This is a genomic window from Pseudomonas sp. FFUP_PS_473 (assembly GCF_002858665.1).
GTDB classification, from domain to species: Bacteria; Pseudomonadota; Gammaproteobacteria; order Pseudomonadales; family Pseudomonadaceae; genus Aquipseudomonas; species Aquipseudomonas defluvii.
This window is the reverse complement of the sequence record NZ_PJQQ01000005.1, coordinates 81303-94583: the sequence shown is the minus strand read 5'-3', so window position 1 is coordinate 94583 and position 13281 is coordinate 81303. Positions and strand designations below refer to the sequence as shown.

General features: G+C 60.9%; 10 protein-coding genes. 1 reads left to right on the top strand and 9 read right to left on the bottom strand.

Going from position 1 to position 13281, the window contains the following annotated elements:
• Positions 1–94 precede the first annotated feature (94 nt).
• The 6 genes from CYD26_RS04935 to CYD26_RS04910 all read right to left on the bottom strand — a co-directional run bounded on the left by CYD26_RS04935 (position 95) and on the right by CYD26_RS04910 (position 9585).
• Complete coding sequence (locus tag CYD26_RS04935; RefSeq protein ID WP_102051931.1) at positions 95–1426, bottom strand: TolC family outer membrane protein; 1332 nt, start codon at positions 1424–1426, stop codon at positions 95–97.
• A gap of 1 nt (position 1427) precedes the next feature.
• Complete coding sequence (locus CYD26_RS04930) at positions 1428–2747, bottom strand: HlyD family type I secretion periplasmic adaptor subunit (RefSeq protein ID WP_256587497.1); 1320 nt, start codon at positions 2745–2747, stop codon at positions 1428–1430.
• Positions 2748–2770: 23 nt separating this feature from the next.
• Positions 2771–4480, bottom strand: coding sequence for a type I secretion system permease/ATPase (locus tag CYD26_RS04925; protein ID WP_102051930.1), 1710 nt, complete (start codon positions 4478–4480; stop codon positions 2771–2773).
• A 168-nt stretch (positions 4481–4648) separates the two neighbouring features.
• Positions 4649–7807: a calcium-binding protein gene (locus CYD26_RS24960; RefSeq protein WP_145991781.1), complete on the bottom strand. Its 3159-nt coding sequence runs from the start codon at positions 7805–7807 to the stop codon at positions 4649–4651.
• Between the two features lie 406 nt (positions 7808–8213).
• Complete coding sequence (locus tag CYD26_RS04915; protein ID WP_102051929.1) at positions 8214–8771, bottom strand: cytochrome b; 558 nt, start codon at positions 8769–8771, stop codon at positions 8214–8216.
• Positions 8772–8886: 115 nt separating this feature from the next.
• Positions 8887–9585 (bottom strand): YoaK family protein, encoded by a 699-nt coding sequence (locus CYD26_RS04910; protein ID WP_102051928.1) that lies wholly within the window; start codon positions 9583–9585, stop codon positions 8887–8889.
• Between the two features lie 216 nt (positions 9586–9801).
• Here CYD26_RS04910 and CYD26_RS04905 point away from each other — a divergent pair, with 216 nt between their 5' ends.
• A complete protein-coding gene (locus CYD26_RS04905; RefSeq protein WP_102051927.1) occupies positions 9802–10767 on the top strand; it encodes a toxin-antitoxin system YwqK family antitoxin in 966 nt (321 codons plus the stop codon).
• A gap of 61 nt (positions 10768–10828) precedes the next feature.
• Here the strand turns inward: CYD26_RS04905 and fdhE are convergent, their stop codons facing one another.
• The 3 genes from fdhE to fdxH are packed head-to-tail and all read right to left on the bottom strand — an operon-like array spanning position 10829 to position 13271.
• Positions 10829–11740, bottom strand: coding sequence for a formate dehydrogenase accessory protein FdhE (gene fdhE / locus CYD26_RS04900; protein WP_102051926.1), 912 nt, complete (start codon positions 11738–11740; stop codon positions 10829–10831).
• A complete protein-coding gene (locus CYD26_RS04895) occupies positions 11737–12384 on the bottom strand; it encodes a formate dehydrogenase subunit gamma (RefSeq protein WP_065758622.1) in 648 nt (215 codons plus the stop codon). The genes fdhE and CYD26_RS04895 overlap by 4 nt, the downstream gene beginning before the upstream one ends.
• Positions 12381–13271, bottom strand: a complete 891-nt coding sequence (gene fdxH, locus CYD26_RS04890) for a formate dehydrogenase subunit beta (RefSeq protein WP_281182059.1) — start codon at positions 13269–13271, stop codon at positions 12381–12383. The genes CYD26_RS04895 and fdxH overlap by 4 nt, the downstream gene beginning before the upstream one ends.
• Positions 13272–13281 lie beyond the last annotated feature (10 nt).

Below are 13281 nucleotides of genomic sequence, written 5' to 3'. Positions count from 1 at the left end.
CTGCAGGTGCTCATCCCTGCAGGTTAGCGTATCCAGAGCGGTGTATCGGGAGTGGAAGACGAACTGTCAGGGCACTCAGGCCGCTTGTGCAGCACTAGAGTGGCTCTACGAGCCACTCGTTGGCCTTGCGGATATCGGCTTGTGCCAAGCGTCCGCTCCAGCGGTGCAGCACCAGCATGCTGGTGATGAAGCGGTACTGCGCCTGGTAGAGGTCACGGCGGGCGCGGAACTCTTCCTTGATGCTGTAGAGCACATCGACTGCATTCTTGACCCCGTAGCCAAAGGCTTTTTCCGTCGAGATGCGTGACTTCGTTGCCGATTCCAGCGCGCGGCGGGTGGCCTTGATACGTCCGAGTTCGGCGCTCATGCCGATGTAGGCTGTACGGGTTTCCTTGATGATCTCGCGGCGCAGGGCTTCCATTTCCTGCTGGGCGGCGTCCTTGTCGCCTTCCGAGCTGACCACGCGGGCGCTGGTGGAGCCGCCGCTGTACAGAGGTACTTGCAGGTCGAGGGACGCGACATAGTTTTCCGAGCGCGGTGTCAGGGTGCCCTCATAGCCGATGTCGCTGCGCAGTGCGGTCAGGTTCAGCCCAAGACGGGGCAGGTGCCCGGCCTTGGCTTCGGCGATTGCCGCATCGGCGGCATTGACGCTTTGTTGGCGGGCCAGCAGTGCCGGATTGCTGCTCAGGGCCGCTTCTACCCAGTAATCCTGGGCTTGAGCCGGCAGGCTGAAACTCGGGTTGTCGCCCAGCCGTTTGAGCGGTTCCTGAACGTCACGCCCTACCAGTTCGGAGATGGCCTCGCGGCTGTTCGCGACCTTGTTGCCTGCCTCGATCTCATCGGCCAGCAGCGTGTCGACCCGTGCCTCAAGATCGTTTACGTCGGTGATCATCGCCATTTGCCGGGCGAACATGGCTTTCACTTGCTTGAGGTTGCGCTCGGTCGCGCTGCGTTCGCTACGCACCAGGGAAAGCTCGTCCTCGGCGGCGAGCACGGCAAAGTAACGTTCGGACAAGTCGATGCTGGCTTGTACCTGAGTGTCGTCCGACTCGTACTCACGCTGCTTGGTCAGTTGCGTGTACTTCTGGTAGCTGCGCCAGACCTGCGGGTCATAGATCACCTGATTCAGGCTCAGGGTAGCGCGCCGACCGGTGTACTCGGTTCGGCTCAGGTCGTCATCACGCCGGCTACGGTTGACGCTGGCACCGGCGCTGAGCTGCGGCAGGAGTTGGCCAAACGCTTCGCGCTGGCGGCCTTCGCCACTGCGAATCAAGGCGTTCGCACGCAGTATGCGTGGGTCGGCGCTGCTGGCCTCCTGCTGCAGTTGCCAGAGGTCGACGGCGTGGCCTGCGGCGCTGCTTTCAACTGGGCTGTTGGCCAGTGCTGCCAGTGGCACGGTTAAGCACATCGCGATCAGGTACTTCATGTCAGTCCTCGATCAGCGAGCGGGCGAAGGCATTGCTGGCAGGTTGTATCAGGTACTGCAGCAGGGTACGGGCGCCGGTGTTGATCAGGACTTCGGCAGGCATACCCGGTACCAGCGCCAGGTTGCCGAGGGTTTTTCGACCCGTTTCGGTCAGCGCTACACGGGCCAGGTAATACGCCGTCCCGGTCTCCTTGTTGGTCAGGCGGTCGGCGGAGACCTGCAGCAATTGCCCCTCAATGACCGGGGTTGCGCTGCTTTTGAAGGCGCTGAAGCGAATGTCCACCAACTGACCGACCACGATACGGTCGATATCGGTGGGCGATAGCTGTGCTTCGACAATCAGTTCTTCGTTGGCCGGAACAATGTCCATCAGCGGCGTGCCCGGGTTTACCACACCGCCCAAGGTATGCACGGTCATGCCCATGACCATGCCCGACTCTGGTGCCAGCACTTCCGTGCGCTTGTCGCGGTCTTGTACGGTGGCCAGTCGCTCGCGCAGGTCGTAGATCTTGGTGCGGGTTTCACCCAGTTGCCCGGCAACTTCGGTGGCGAAGGTCTTTTTCAACTGGAGAATCTTCAGCTCGGCCTCACCGATTTGTACCTGGGCGCGGGCGCTGGCTGATTGATGCTCGACCACTTCGGCCTGCAGGCGTGCGAGGCTGCGTTCCTGTTCGCGCAGGCGCTGTTTATCAACGTAGCCTTCGGCCAACAAGGCGCGCAGGTCGACGATTTCTTCCTGGTAGGAGGTGGCCAGGGTCTGTTTGCTGGCGATGATCGCCCGGAAGCCGCGAATCTGTTCCTCGATCTGACGGATCGCTTTTTCCTGTATGCCGATCTCGCCCAGCAGCCCGTTGCGGCGGGTCTGGAAGATACGCGCTTCACTGTCGCGGGCTTCACGTACACGCGGATCAGTGGCGTCGAGGTCGGGCACGGCGGCAGGCTCTGCCAATCCGTCGCGTTCGGCGACCAGTCGTGCTTCCAGTTCGCGTGCGGCGATCAGTTGGCTGCGCATCATCTCTGTCTCGGAGCGGGCCTGGGTGTTGTCCAGGACCAGCAAGACGTCGCCTGCCGTTACTCGGTCGCCGTCGTGTACCCGCAATTCGCGGACGATGCCGCCTTCCAGGTGTTGCACGGTCTTGCGGTAACTTTTAACGGTGACGACACCGGGCGCCAGTGCAGCGCTTTCCAGGGGGGCAAAGACCGCCCAGCCGCCGAACAGGCCAAAGGTCACCATCACAATAAGGAAACCGACACGACGGGTTGGCCGGTCATCGACAGGCAATTGCGCCGTAGTGACGGAGGCGTGCATAGAGTCTTGCATGGCGTTGATCATCTGCTTGTTCGTTAGGCCTGAGCGGTTTGCGCGTGCGCGGTTATATTGCTGTGCAGGTGCGCCCAGACCTTGTCGCGTGGCCCGTACAGGCTCAGTTCGCCTTGGCTCAACACCAGCAATTTATCCACGTTTGCCAGCACGCCCGAGCGGTGTGTGATGACAAATACCGTGGCACCGCTTTGCTTGAGTTTGCGCAAGGCTTCAGCGAGCATCTGTTCACCGGTGTCGTCGAGATTCGAGTTGGGTTCGTCCAATACCACCAGTCGCGGTGCCCGATACAGGGCGCGGGCCAGGCCGATACGTTGGCGCTGGCCACCGGAAAGCCCGCCGCCATTGGCGCCGATAAGGGTGTCGTAGCCCTGTGGCAATTGCAGAATCAACTCATGCACACCAGCCATTCGGGCCGCAGCGACAACGGCGGCAGCGTCGACTTCACCGAAGCGGGAAATGTTTTCGCTGATGCTGCCTTCGAACAACTCGATGTCTTGTGGCAGGTAGCCAATGTAGCGGCCCAGTTCGTCGCGTCGCCATTGGCTGATGTCGGCGCCGTCCAGGCGTACCGTGCCGGCCAGGCTTGGCCAGATCCCGAGTAGGGCGCGGGCCAGGGTCGACTTGCCGGCACCGCTGGGGCCGATGATACCCACGGCTTCCCCAGCAGCCACGCGAAAGCTCAGGTTACGCACCAATGGCGTGCGGTTGCCTGGCGAGCTGACGGAGAGGCTCTCGACCGTGATGGCACCGTGTGGTGCCGGCAGTGACATGCGCACCGGTTCAGCGGCAACTTTCTGCAGGAGTTCATGCAGCCGTGAGTACTGTGCACGCGCACCAACGAAGCCTTTCCAGATACCGATCAGCTGGTCGATCGGGGCCAGGGCGCGCCCCAGCAGAATGGAGCCTGCGATCATCAGACCGGAAGAAATCTCATGCTTGATGGTCAGGTAGGCGCCCAGGCCCAGTACCAGTGACTGGACAATCTGGCGGAAGGTCTTGGAGACCGCCGCAATGGCACCAGCGCGATCGCTGGCACAGCTTTGTAGCATCAAGACCTTGTTGATGCGCTGGCTCCAGCGCTGGCGCAGGTCTGCAAGCATGCCCATCGATTCGACGACTTCGGCATTGCGCAGGCTTTTCTGGGTGAAGGTAGTGGCCGCCATCTGCTCGCGGTTGGCCGCTTGCAGGGGTGCCTGGGTGAGTTTTTCGTTGAGGTAGGCCAGCGCACCCAGCAGCAGGGCACTGATCACGCCCATCCAGCCATACCAGGGGTGGAAGATAAACATGACCGCCAGGTAGATCGGAATCCAGGGGGTGTCGAAAAAGGCGAACAGGCCATTGCCGGTCAGAAACTGGCGCAGGCTACTGAGGTCGTTGAGGGGTTGGGCTGACGCATTCATGCCGCCGCTGTTCAGCGCCTGCCTGAAGCTGGCATCGAACAGTCGCTGGTTCAGCAGGGTGTCCAGGCGGGTGCTGATGCGCACCATGACTCGTGAACGCACCCACTCCAGGCTACCGAGGGTGACCATCAACAGCAGCATGATCAGCGTCAGCATCAGCAGTGTCGAGAGGCTGCCGCTGCCTACGGCGCGGTCATACACCTGGAGCATGTAGAAGGAGGGCACCAGCATCAGCAGGTTGACGAAAAAACTGAAAAAACCGACCGATAGAAAACTCTCCCTGCATGCTGCGAGGGCGCTTTCCAGTTCAGTCCTGGGTTGCGTTGACATGGTCCCTTACCTGAGGCCCGCGAGGGGGGGGCTCAAAAAATCATTGTCTGTAGAGTGAACAAATGCCCACCCCTGGCGGCCACACATCAGTGTTGGCCGTCAGGGGTGGGCACTAGTGTGTGCTGTCTCTGTGACCATCAAGGCCACAGAGACAGCGGTCACTGATGCTTAGAGCACCAGGTCTGCAGCGGTCAGAGCAGTGACACCCACCAGCTTGATCGAGAAATCGGCGCTGTGGTCAGCGTTCGAGGTACCGTACAGCGTCACGGAAGAGCCATCCGTCACGTAGCGCAGTTCCTTGGCCGCCCCGCTGAAGTCGGCCGCTTCACCGATGAACGTGTAGCCCTTGAGCGCGGAGAAGTCGAGCTTGTCGCCTTTGCCTGGGCTCACTGCATTGGTGGTGAAGCCATGGACGACGTCCTGCTTGTTGTTCAGGCCCAGTTCCTTCAACGCATTGAACTTGATGGTATCGACACCGCTGCCGGCATAGAGCGTGTCGGCACCGGTGCCGCCGATCAGCACGTTGTTGCCACCATCGCCGGCATACAGGGTGTCGTTGCCCACGCCGCCATTGAGGGTGTTGTTGCCGGTGTTGCCCCACAGGGTGTTGTCTGCAGCATTGCCGGTCAGGGTGATGCCCAGTTTACCGGTCGCGCGTGCGTCGAGGTTTTCCAGGTTGGCGCCCAGCGTGATGGTTGCTTTGCCCTGGAAGGCGTTGACGGAAGCGTCGCTCATGCGCAGTGCCAGGGTGTCTACGCCCTGTTTGGCACTCTCGATGACGGTGTCTTCGAGCACCACGGTCGCCTTGCCACCAGCGCCCTTGGCCAGCAGGTCGACGATGTAGGTGTCATTGCCAGCGCCGCCGACCAGCTTGTCAACGCCCGCACCGCCGTCCAGCGTGTTGTTCGCCGTGTTGCCGATGAGGGTGTTTTTCAGGGCGTTGCCGGTACCGTTGAGGGCACCATCAAGCAAGGTCAGGTTTTCAATGTTGGCCCCCAGTACGTAGTCGATGGAGGCGTTGACAGTGTCCGCACCTTGGTTGACGTTCTCGATCACACTATCGCCAGCGTTGTCGACGACGTAGGTGTCATTGCCCTTGCCGCCGATCAGGGTATCGACACCAAGGCCGCCGTTGAGGGTGTTGGCTACGTCGTTACCGGTCAGGGTGTTGCTCAGTGCGTTACCGGTCAGGCTGATCGCAGCCTTGGAGTCGACGATGGCGTTTTCAACGTTCGCGGCCAAGGTGTAGCTGTTCTTGAGGTAAGACACGACCCGCACGGTGTCGGTACCTTCGCTGGCGTTCTCGATGACCACGTCCTTGTTGCTGTAGACGTAGTAGGTGTCATTGCCCGTGCCGCCCTTGAGGGTGTCGACACCTTTTTTACCGTCAAGCACGTCATCCCCGGCACCACCGCTGAGGGTGTTGTTGCCCATGTTGCCGATCAGGATATTGTTCTGCGCATTACCCGTCAGGTTAAACAGGCCTGCACCGGCCACGGTGACGTTCTCGAAGTTCAGCAGATTGTTTTGGTTCAAGTCGATGGTCAGTGCCTTGCCCTTGTTGACGTAGCCAACTTTCAGGGTGTCGGTGCCCTCGTTCGCGTTTTCTTGAACCAGCGCCAGTTCGCCAACGTTGTCGAGCAGGTAGGTATCGTTGCCCTTGCCGCCGATCAGGGTGTCGATGCCGGCCTTGCCGTCAAGCAGGTTGTCGCCATCACTGCCGACGATCCGGTTAACCAGGGCGTTACCCGTCAGGCCAATGTTGAGCTTGCCGGTTGCGGAGGCATCGAGGTTTTCCAGGTTCGCACCCAGGGTCAGTGCGGCTTTACCGGCAAAATTCTGGGCCAGGTTGGTGTCCATGCGCAGCTTCAGGGTGTCGGAGCCCTTATTGGCAGTCTCGAGGACCGTGTCTTCCAGTACCACGGTTGCCTTGCTGCCTGCACCTTTGCTCCGCAGGTCAACGAGGTAGGTGTCGTCGCCGGCACCACCACTCAGCTTGTCGACACCGGCACCACCGTCCAGGGTATCGTTGCCTGCAGCACCGGTCAGGGTGTTCTTGGCGCTGTCGCCGATGATGACGTTGTTCAGTGTGTCGATGGTCGTGTCGACACCCAGCAGCTCGCCCGTGCTGCTGATGTTTTGCAGGTAGATTGCGGTAGGGCTGTCGTTTGTCTGGGTACCGGTTTCCCAACTGATGGAAATCGTGCCATCGTCCCGGACGGTCACTGCCGGGGTGTCCCAGAGGATTTCATCGACACCTGCGGTTGCGACCTTGATCGGTGTTGCATCGCTGGCCGTGCCGTCTGCGGCGAAGCGCTGGACATAGACATTGGCTTCGCCCATGGCGTATTCGTTCCAGGCCAGCAGGTAACCGCCATTCGGCAGTGAGGTGATGCTGGCGCCATTGACCGAATAGGCGCTCTCGACTTCCGATGGCGTGCCGACGGGATTGAACTGGCTGTCGTAGCGTTGGGTATGAATGACCCGGTTCATGCCGGAGGCGCTTTGGTCAACCCAACTGACCACATAGCCACCGGTGACGTCGACAACGTTGAAATAGGCAGCATTGCCATAGTTGCTGGTGACAGTGTCGAGGGTTTTTGCCGTGCCTGTGACCACCTTGCCATCGGCACCGATCTGGCTGATCAGGTACTTGGAGGTGTACTGATAGGTCGGCGGTGTGGTGGCGTCAATCACCTCGCCGCGTTCAACACTGTACGCCAGCCAGTAGCTACCGTTGCCGGTGGGCAGCACGGTCATGTCGTCCGCTTCGCCGTCGGCCGGATTGGCGGTGGCGAGGGTCTGCACAGTGCCGGCCACGTTGTTGGTGTACACCACGGCCTTGAGGTCGGAGGTGTCTTCGCGCTCGTCACCCGAAGGGCTTTCATGGGTCTCGCCCCAGGTGACGATGTATTGGGTGGCGCTCAGTACGGTGACTTTGGCGTCTTCAAGCTCAAGCGGGGAGGTGGTAACGACCACCGGGCTGCCGCTTTTATTGCCATTGGCATCGAACCGCTGGGTGTAAACGGTAGAGGTGTGGGTCGCATCATTTTCCGAGCTCCAGGCCAGAATGAACTGGCCATTGGGCAAGGCGGTGACCGATGGATCGTCGACATCGTTGGAGCGGATCTGGGTACTTTTCAGCAAGTCACCATTGGCCGCGTAGCGATTGACCACCATTCCCTCGAAGTCGGCGTTGTCCACCGACCAGGCAACTACATAGCCGTTGTCGGTAAGCCCCGTGAGGTTTGGGCTTTCTACGTTGCCGGAGGCGATGATGGCGCTGGTGTCCGTTTGATTTCCGTTAAATGTAACCGAGGTGCTCATATTCCATTTCCTTGCATGACCAGGTACGGCGCTGGTGCCGTGACGATCGGGTATTGGGATAAACAGTCGTGATTGGGCGTCAGTTCCGAGAACGGTTGTGTTTAGTGGTTATTCAAAGCGCAGCTTTTACCACCAGCAGGCCTTTGATGGTGGCATTCTGGCATTAACTAGCGTTATGTAAAGCGCTTGGACGAGCTGCTCTGGTCGTCGCCTCGACAGGGAATTGCAACCTGTATCGGCCCATTCCAGGCAATCTTTAAGGCGAAATGGTTGCGCGCAGGCGTGCATTTTTCGGCAGACGTTTCAGGCGGGAGGTATACGGCGAGTGTCTATCGGGGGGATGGCCCGATGGTGGGAATGTCCTGGCGCACGCGTTACACGTACGGCGCCAGGACCCGATCAAACATTACTTCAGGCGAACCTGCTCCGGCAGCATGCGCTTGAGGGTGTTGTCGCGGTTGACGTAGTGGTGGAACAAACCAGCCACGGCATGCAAGCCGATCAGCCAGTAACCCGCCGAGCCGGCCAGTTCGTGCCACTCCTTGATTTGACCTGCCAGCTCAGGGTTCTTGCCAATCAGCGGGGGTAATTCCAGGCCGAAGAACGGGATGGGTTTACCGGCAGCGCTCAACACCAGCCAGCCGGCCAGCGGTGCGCCGATCATCAATGCATACAAGGCCAAGTGCATGAGATGGGACAGTGCCGTCTGCCATTGCGGTGGTGTCGGGGTGATTTTCGGCGTGGGGGCAATCAGGCGGCTGAGCAGGCGTATCCACACCAGAGTGAAAATGCCCAGGCCCAGCATGAAGTGCCATTGCTTGAGCAGTTCACGAGGCTCGCTGCCCTTGGGGAAATTACCTTTGAGTTCTATGCAGGCGTACACGCCAACCATCAACACCAGCATCAGCCAGTGCAGGGCAATGGTGAGGCGACCATAGCGCTGTTCATTGTTGTTCCGCGTCATAACGATTCCCTAGTTTTGCGCGATTGTGGGTGGGTTCGCCGCAGACGGTAATCGGGGGAGCTTAAGCATAGCTTAAGGCCATGAGTTGTCGGGCAACGGCGCCTCAGCTTCGGCCTCAGCGTGGCATGTAGCGCAGTTGCCAGCGTCGAGGGATCTTCAACGAGATCAGGCCGAGGCTGAGTGTCAGGAGTGCGCTGAACAACATGGCGCCCAGGCCAAAGGTTGTTTCCAGCAGGGCGCCGATGACGGCACCTACGAACATGCCGGTCCAGGGCACCAACTGCACACGCCAGCCGTGCCGACGCTCACCGAGCAACGTGCGGCCCAGGCCGCGGCCGAAGCGCGACAATGCCCCTGTGACGTAGGTCAGGCCGATGGGCAGGCCGTTCACTTCCTCCACCACGGTGTTCACCAGGCCCATGGCAACCACTGCGGTGACCAGTGCCAGCAGTTGCAGTGATGTGGGCAGGAGGGCGGTGATGCAGAGCAGAGTGGCAATTGTCAGCAGCAATGGCCATGGCCGACGACCGCTAAGGCGGGCGGCGATGACACCCAAGGCATTCCCCAGCACAAAGGCTGCGATCAGCAACACGATACGCAGGGCCGGGCCAAACTGCTGTTCGCCCAGTGAAACGGCGAGGCGGGTAGTGTTGCCACTCATGAAGGAGACGAAGTCGCCGGTGGCCATGAAGCCGATGGCGTCGGTCATCCCCGCGAGTACCGACAGGCCGGCAACAAAGTACAGGCCCACACGGCCGCGTAACTTCGCGGAATGAACGGTACGGACGCTGGTATGGGTTGAATCGGGCAGCATTGGTCCCCCTGAGTGAGCCTTGTAAATGAGCTGGAACCCTACACGCTCATTACGCCGTACCTGTATTTCTACCACAGCCGGGCAGCCCGGCAGTAATACCTTGGTCTATTGATCCGGCTCGCCGAGCCGGTGCGTCCCCCGTGCAGGCCGCTCCATGGAACTTAAGCGGCAAATGAAGATCGATTGGCTGGCTGATCATCTGCACGCGGGGAACACATGTTCAAGAAAATAGCGGCTTCCCTACTGGTGGCCGGTTCCGTCTTGCTGGCGGGCTGTGGCAAAAGCATCGAGTTTCGCAATACCGAAATCGTCAACGGCGCCGTCTACGAAAAGGGTGCCAACCAGCCGTTGACCGGTGAAGTCACCAACTTTCCTGAGCGCTTGCTGGCCTTTCAGGTCGGGCATAACGACCTGCTCGACACACTGAACCGGCTGTTGAACCTGATCGGGAATACCACCGATGGTTTGCTCGGGCAGAACCTGCTGTGCACCATCAAGGTCGACGAAGGTCGGCTCGACGGGCCGGTGACCTGTTTTACCCCACGATCCACACTGGTGCGTTATCAGGCCCGCTATGCCGGCGGCACCTTCGAGGGTGAGACCACCGTCTTCAGCCATGACGGTAAGCGCACGCTTGCCAAAGGCCATCTGAAGGGCGGCCTGCTCGACGGTGAACTGGAAGTGCTCCATCCCGAGACCGGCAAGCCGCTGTACCGCGCCGAGTACAAGGATAACCAGACCCAGGGCACGATTGAGAGTTTCAGTGCCAAGACCGGCAAGCGGGTCCTGTCTGCTGGTGCGGTTGCAGGGAAGTACAACGGTCAGATGCAGCGCTTTACCGAGCAGGGCCAATTGATTTATCGCGGCACCTATGCCGACGGGGCAAAGGTCGGCCTGCATGAAGAGTTCTACCCCGACAGCGGCAAGCCGTCGGTTTCAGCCGAATGGGCCAACGGTCAGCTCAATGGCGTGGTCAAGCAGTGGAATGCCCAAGGCACGCTGGTGGAAGAGGCCACTTACAAGGACGGCGTCAAAGTCGTCGCGCGGCCGACCGCTCGTGCCGCTGGCAGTGATGATTGCGTCAGCAAAATGGCGGCCGAGTACCGTAAGGAAGCGGGGGCGGGGGCAGTGGTGCGGGCCGGTATGCTGGATGAGTGGGCCGCCATGTGCCGTCAGCTTTGAGGCCTGAACATACCCCCTTTGACGTTGACGCCGCAGGGGGTATTGCCCAGGCAGGTAGCGCCTAGCCAGGAAACAGGAAGGGATTCAGCGCACTGCGCCCGAACCCTTCGCGTTCCAGTTCCGCATCCAGCGCCAGTGAGGCCAGGTCATCGGCTACCAGCTCCAGGTCACGGTCACGCTCTGGGTAGAACACCTTGAGATAGCTCTGGCAGTCGTCACAGCTCTCGGCCTTGATCGGTGCCTCTTTATTCTCCAGCGACCAGTAGTCGAGCGCGCCGGTGGCTTCGCAGTTGCTGCATTTCAGGCGCACCATATGCCAACGGCTTTCACACAGGCCGCACTGCAGGTAGCGCAGCCCGGCCTGGGCGCCGGTCATGATCACACTGGCGACCGGCGCGCTGGCGCACACCGGGCAATGCTGGCGAGCCTCACCCGGCTGGGCCTTGGCTGAGGCGGGCAGGTGCGCCGCCAACTGGGTGAAGTACAGCGACAAGGCTGCCCAGAGGAATACTGCCTGGCCGCTGTCGACTGCCGTGTAGTCGCCTGCGAGCAGGGCGCTGGCTTGCTGCTCACGTTGTGCAGGTGTTTGCGAGCGCAGCGCGTCCAGGGCGGCACTTACGGTGGGCGTTGCCGCGGCAGTCAGTTGATTGAGCAACTGCTCCAGCACGTCTTGCCAGTAAGGCGCACGCGGGTACTCGTGATAGGCCAGTGGTGGTTGTGCGCGGCCCAAGCGTTCGGCCAAACCGTCGACGCAGGCCGCCGGTAATGGCCGCGTGTCGAGCAGGTGTTGCTGTGCTGCAACGATGTTGGCGGCGAAGTTCAGGTAATCGGCCATCACATGCTCTTCAGCCAACTGACGCAGCCGCGCGGCACGCGGTGCATAGCGTTGCTTGAGGCTTGGCAGCAGGACGGCGGGGATCTCGGTGATACCCGGCGAGCGCGGCTCGACCGGGGTCAGTTGAATGCTGCTCATTGCTTGCGACCGCTCCCTGGTTGCTTGTTGCTGATCTGCCGGTACCAGCGATCATGGTGGGTCTTGGCCCAGCGATGCGAGACATAACCGGTGACCATGCCACGGATCGAGCCTTTTACCCAGAACGCCAGGTAGGCGTGGCCGATGATCAGCAGGATCAGGCTGATGCCGGCCAGGGCATGGACGAACAGGCCGATGCGAATAATCGGGATCGAGAACAGCGGCGCGAAGTACGGTCGCCAGATCACCACGCCACTGATCAACAGCAGGGTGATCAGGGCCATGATGCCCCAGAACAGCACTTTCTGGCCGGCGTTGTACTTGCCGATCTGCAGCGCCGGTTCATGCTTGCCGGCCAGTACCTGCTTGATGTTCTTGAACCAGGTCAGGTCCTCGCGCTCCGGCAGGTTGTATTTGACGAAGCGGATGAACAGGAACATCAGCAGCAAGAACACCACCACCCCGAAGAACGGGTGCAGGATGCGCGCCAGTTGCGGCGTGCCAAACACTGCGTTCAGGCCATTGAGCGACGGGAAGAACCACGACAGCCCCGACAGCGCTACGGCAAAGAAGCAGATGACCATGAACCAGTGGCTGGCACGCTCGATGAAACGGGTGCGCAGGATCAGTTTGTCCTTGTTCATGCGTGGGTGTCCTCTTCGTGCGTTTCGTCCTGTTCATCCACCTCGTTCGGCCCGACGCCAACGTAGTGGAAGAGGGTGCCGGCCAGGGTGGCGAAGAACGCCACTGCGGCAGCAGGCTTGAGCCAGCCCTTCCAGCCATGAACGGCGCTGCTGATACGCGGGTCGGTCGGCAGCTTGTGGTACAGGTGCGGTTTGTCGGCATGTTGCAGCACATACATCACATGGGTGCCGCCGACGCCTTGCGGGTCATAGATGCCTGCCCCGGCGAAGCCGCGCCCCTGCAACTCGACCACCCGCTCGCTGGCCAGGTGCTGCATGTCCTGCTTGCTGCCGAAGTTGATCGCGCCCGTCGGGCAGGTCTTGACGCAGGCCGGCTCCTGGCCGACCGAAACACGGTCGACGCAAAGCGTGCACTTGTAGGCTTTGTTGTCTTTCTGGCTGATGCGCGGCACATCGAACGGGCAGCCGGCGATGCAATAGCCGCAGCCGATACAGTGCTCGGATTGGAAGTCGACGATGCCGTTGGCGTACTGGATGATTGCCCCCGGCTGCGGGCAGGCCTTCAGGCAGCCCGGGTCGGCGCAGTGCATGCAGCCGTCCTTGCGGATCAGCCACTCCAGCTTGCCGCTCTCGTCTTCTACTTCGTCGAAGCGCATCAGCGTCCAGGTTTCAGCCGAGAGGTCGGCCGGGTTGTCGTAGACGCCGACGTTGTGACCCACCTCGTCACGCAGGTCGTTCCATTCGTTGCACGCGACCTGGCAGGCCTTGCAGCCGATGCAGATACTGACGTCGATCAGCTTGGCCACTTCGGCCTGGTGATCGCGTGCATGTGGCGCCGGGGTCAAGGCGTTGGTGGCGGAGCGCCTGACGATGTCTTGGGATTGCATGGACATGGGT

What these genes read in the sequence shown, in the direction of transcription:
- CYD26_RS04935 (WP_102051931.1), bottom strand. Translation starts at nt 1,426, where the DNA reads ATGAAGTACCTGATCGCGATGTGCTTAACCGTGCCACTGGCAGCACTG.
- CYD26_RS04930 (WP_256587497.1), bottom strand. Translation starts at nt 2,747, where the DNA reads ATGCAAGACTCTATGCACGCCTCCGTCACTACGGCGCAATTGCCTGTC.
- CYD26_RS04925 (WP_102051930.1), bottom strand. Translation starts at nt 4,480, where the DNA reads ATGTCAACGCAACCCAGGACTGAACTGGAAAGCGCCCTCGCAGCATGC.
- CYD26_RS24960 (WP_145991781.1), bottom strand. Translation starts at nt 7,807, where the DNA reads ATGAGCACCTCGGTTACATTTAACGGAAATCAAACGGACACCAGCGCC.
- CYD26_RS04915 (WP_102051929.1), bottom strand. Translation starts at nt 8,771, where the DNA reads ATGACGCGGAACAACAATGAACAGCGCTATGGTCGCCTCACCATTGCC.
- CYD26_RS04910 (WP_102051928.1), bottom strand. Translation starts at nt 9,585, where the DNA reads ATGCTGCCCGATTCAACCCATACCAGCGTCCGTACCGTTCATTCCGCG.
- CYD26_RS04905 (WP_102051927.1), top strand. Translation starts at nt 9,802, where the DNA reads ATGTTCAAGAAAATAGCGGCTTCCCTACTGGTGGCCGGTTCCGTCTTG.
- fdhE (WP_102051926.1), bottom strand. Translation starts at nt 11,740, where the DNA reads ATGAGCAGCATTCAACTGACCCCGGTCGAGCCGCGCTCGCCGGGTATC.
- CYD26_RS04895 (WP_065758622.1), bottom strand. Translation starts at nt 12,384, where the DNA reads ATGAACAAGGACAAACTGATCCTGCGCACCCGTTTCATCGAGCGTGCC.
- fdxH (WP_281182059.1), bottom strand. Translation starts at nt 13,271, where the DNA reads ATGCAATCCCAAGACATCGTCAGGCGCTCCGCCACCAACGCCTTGACC.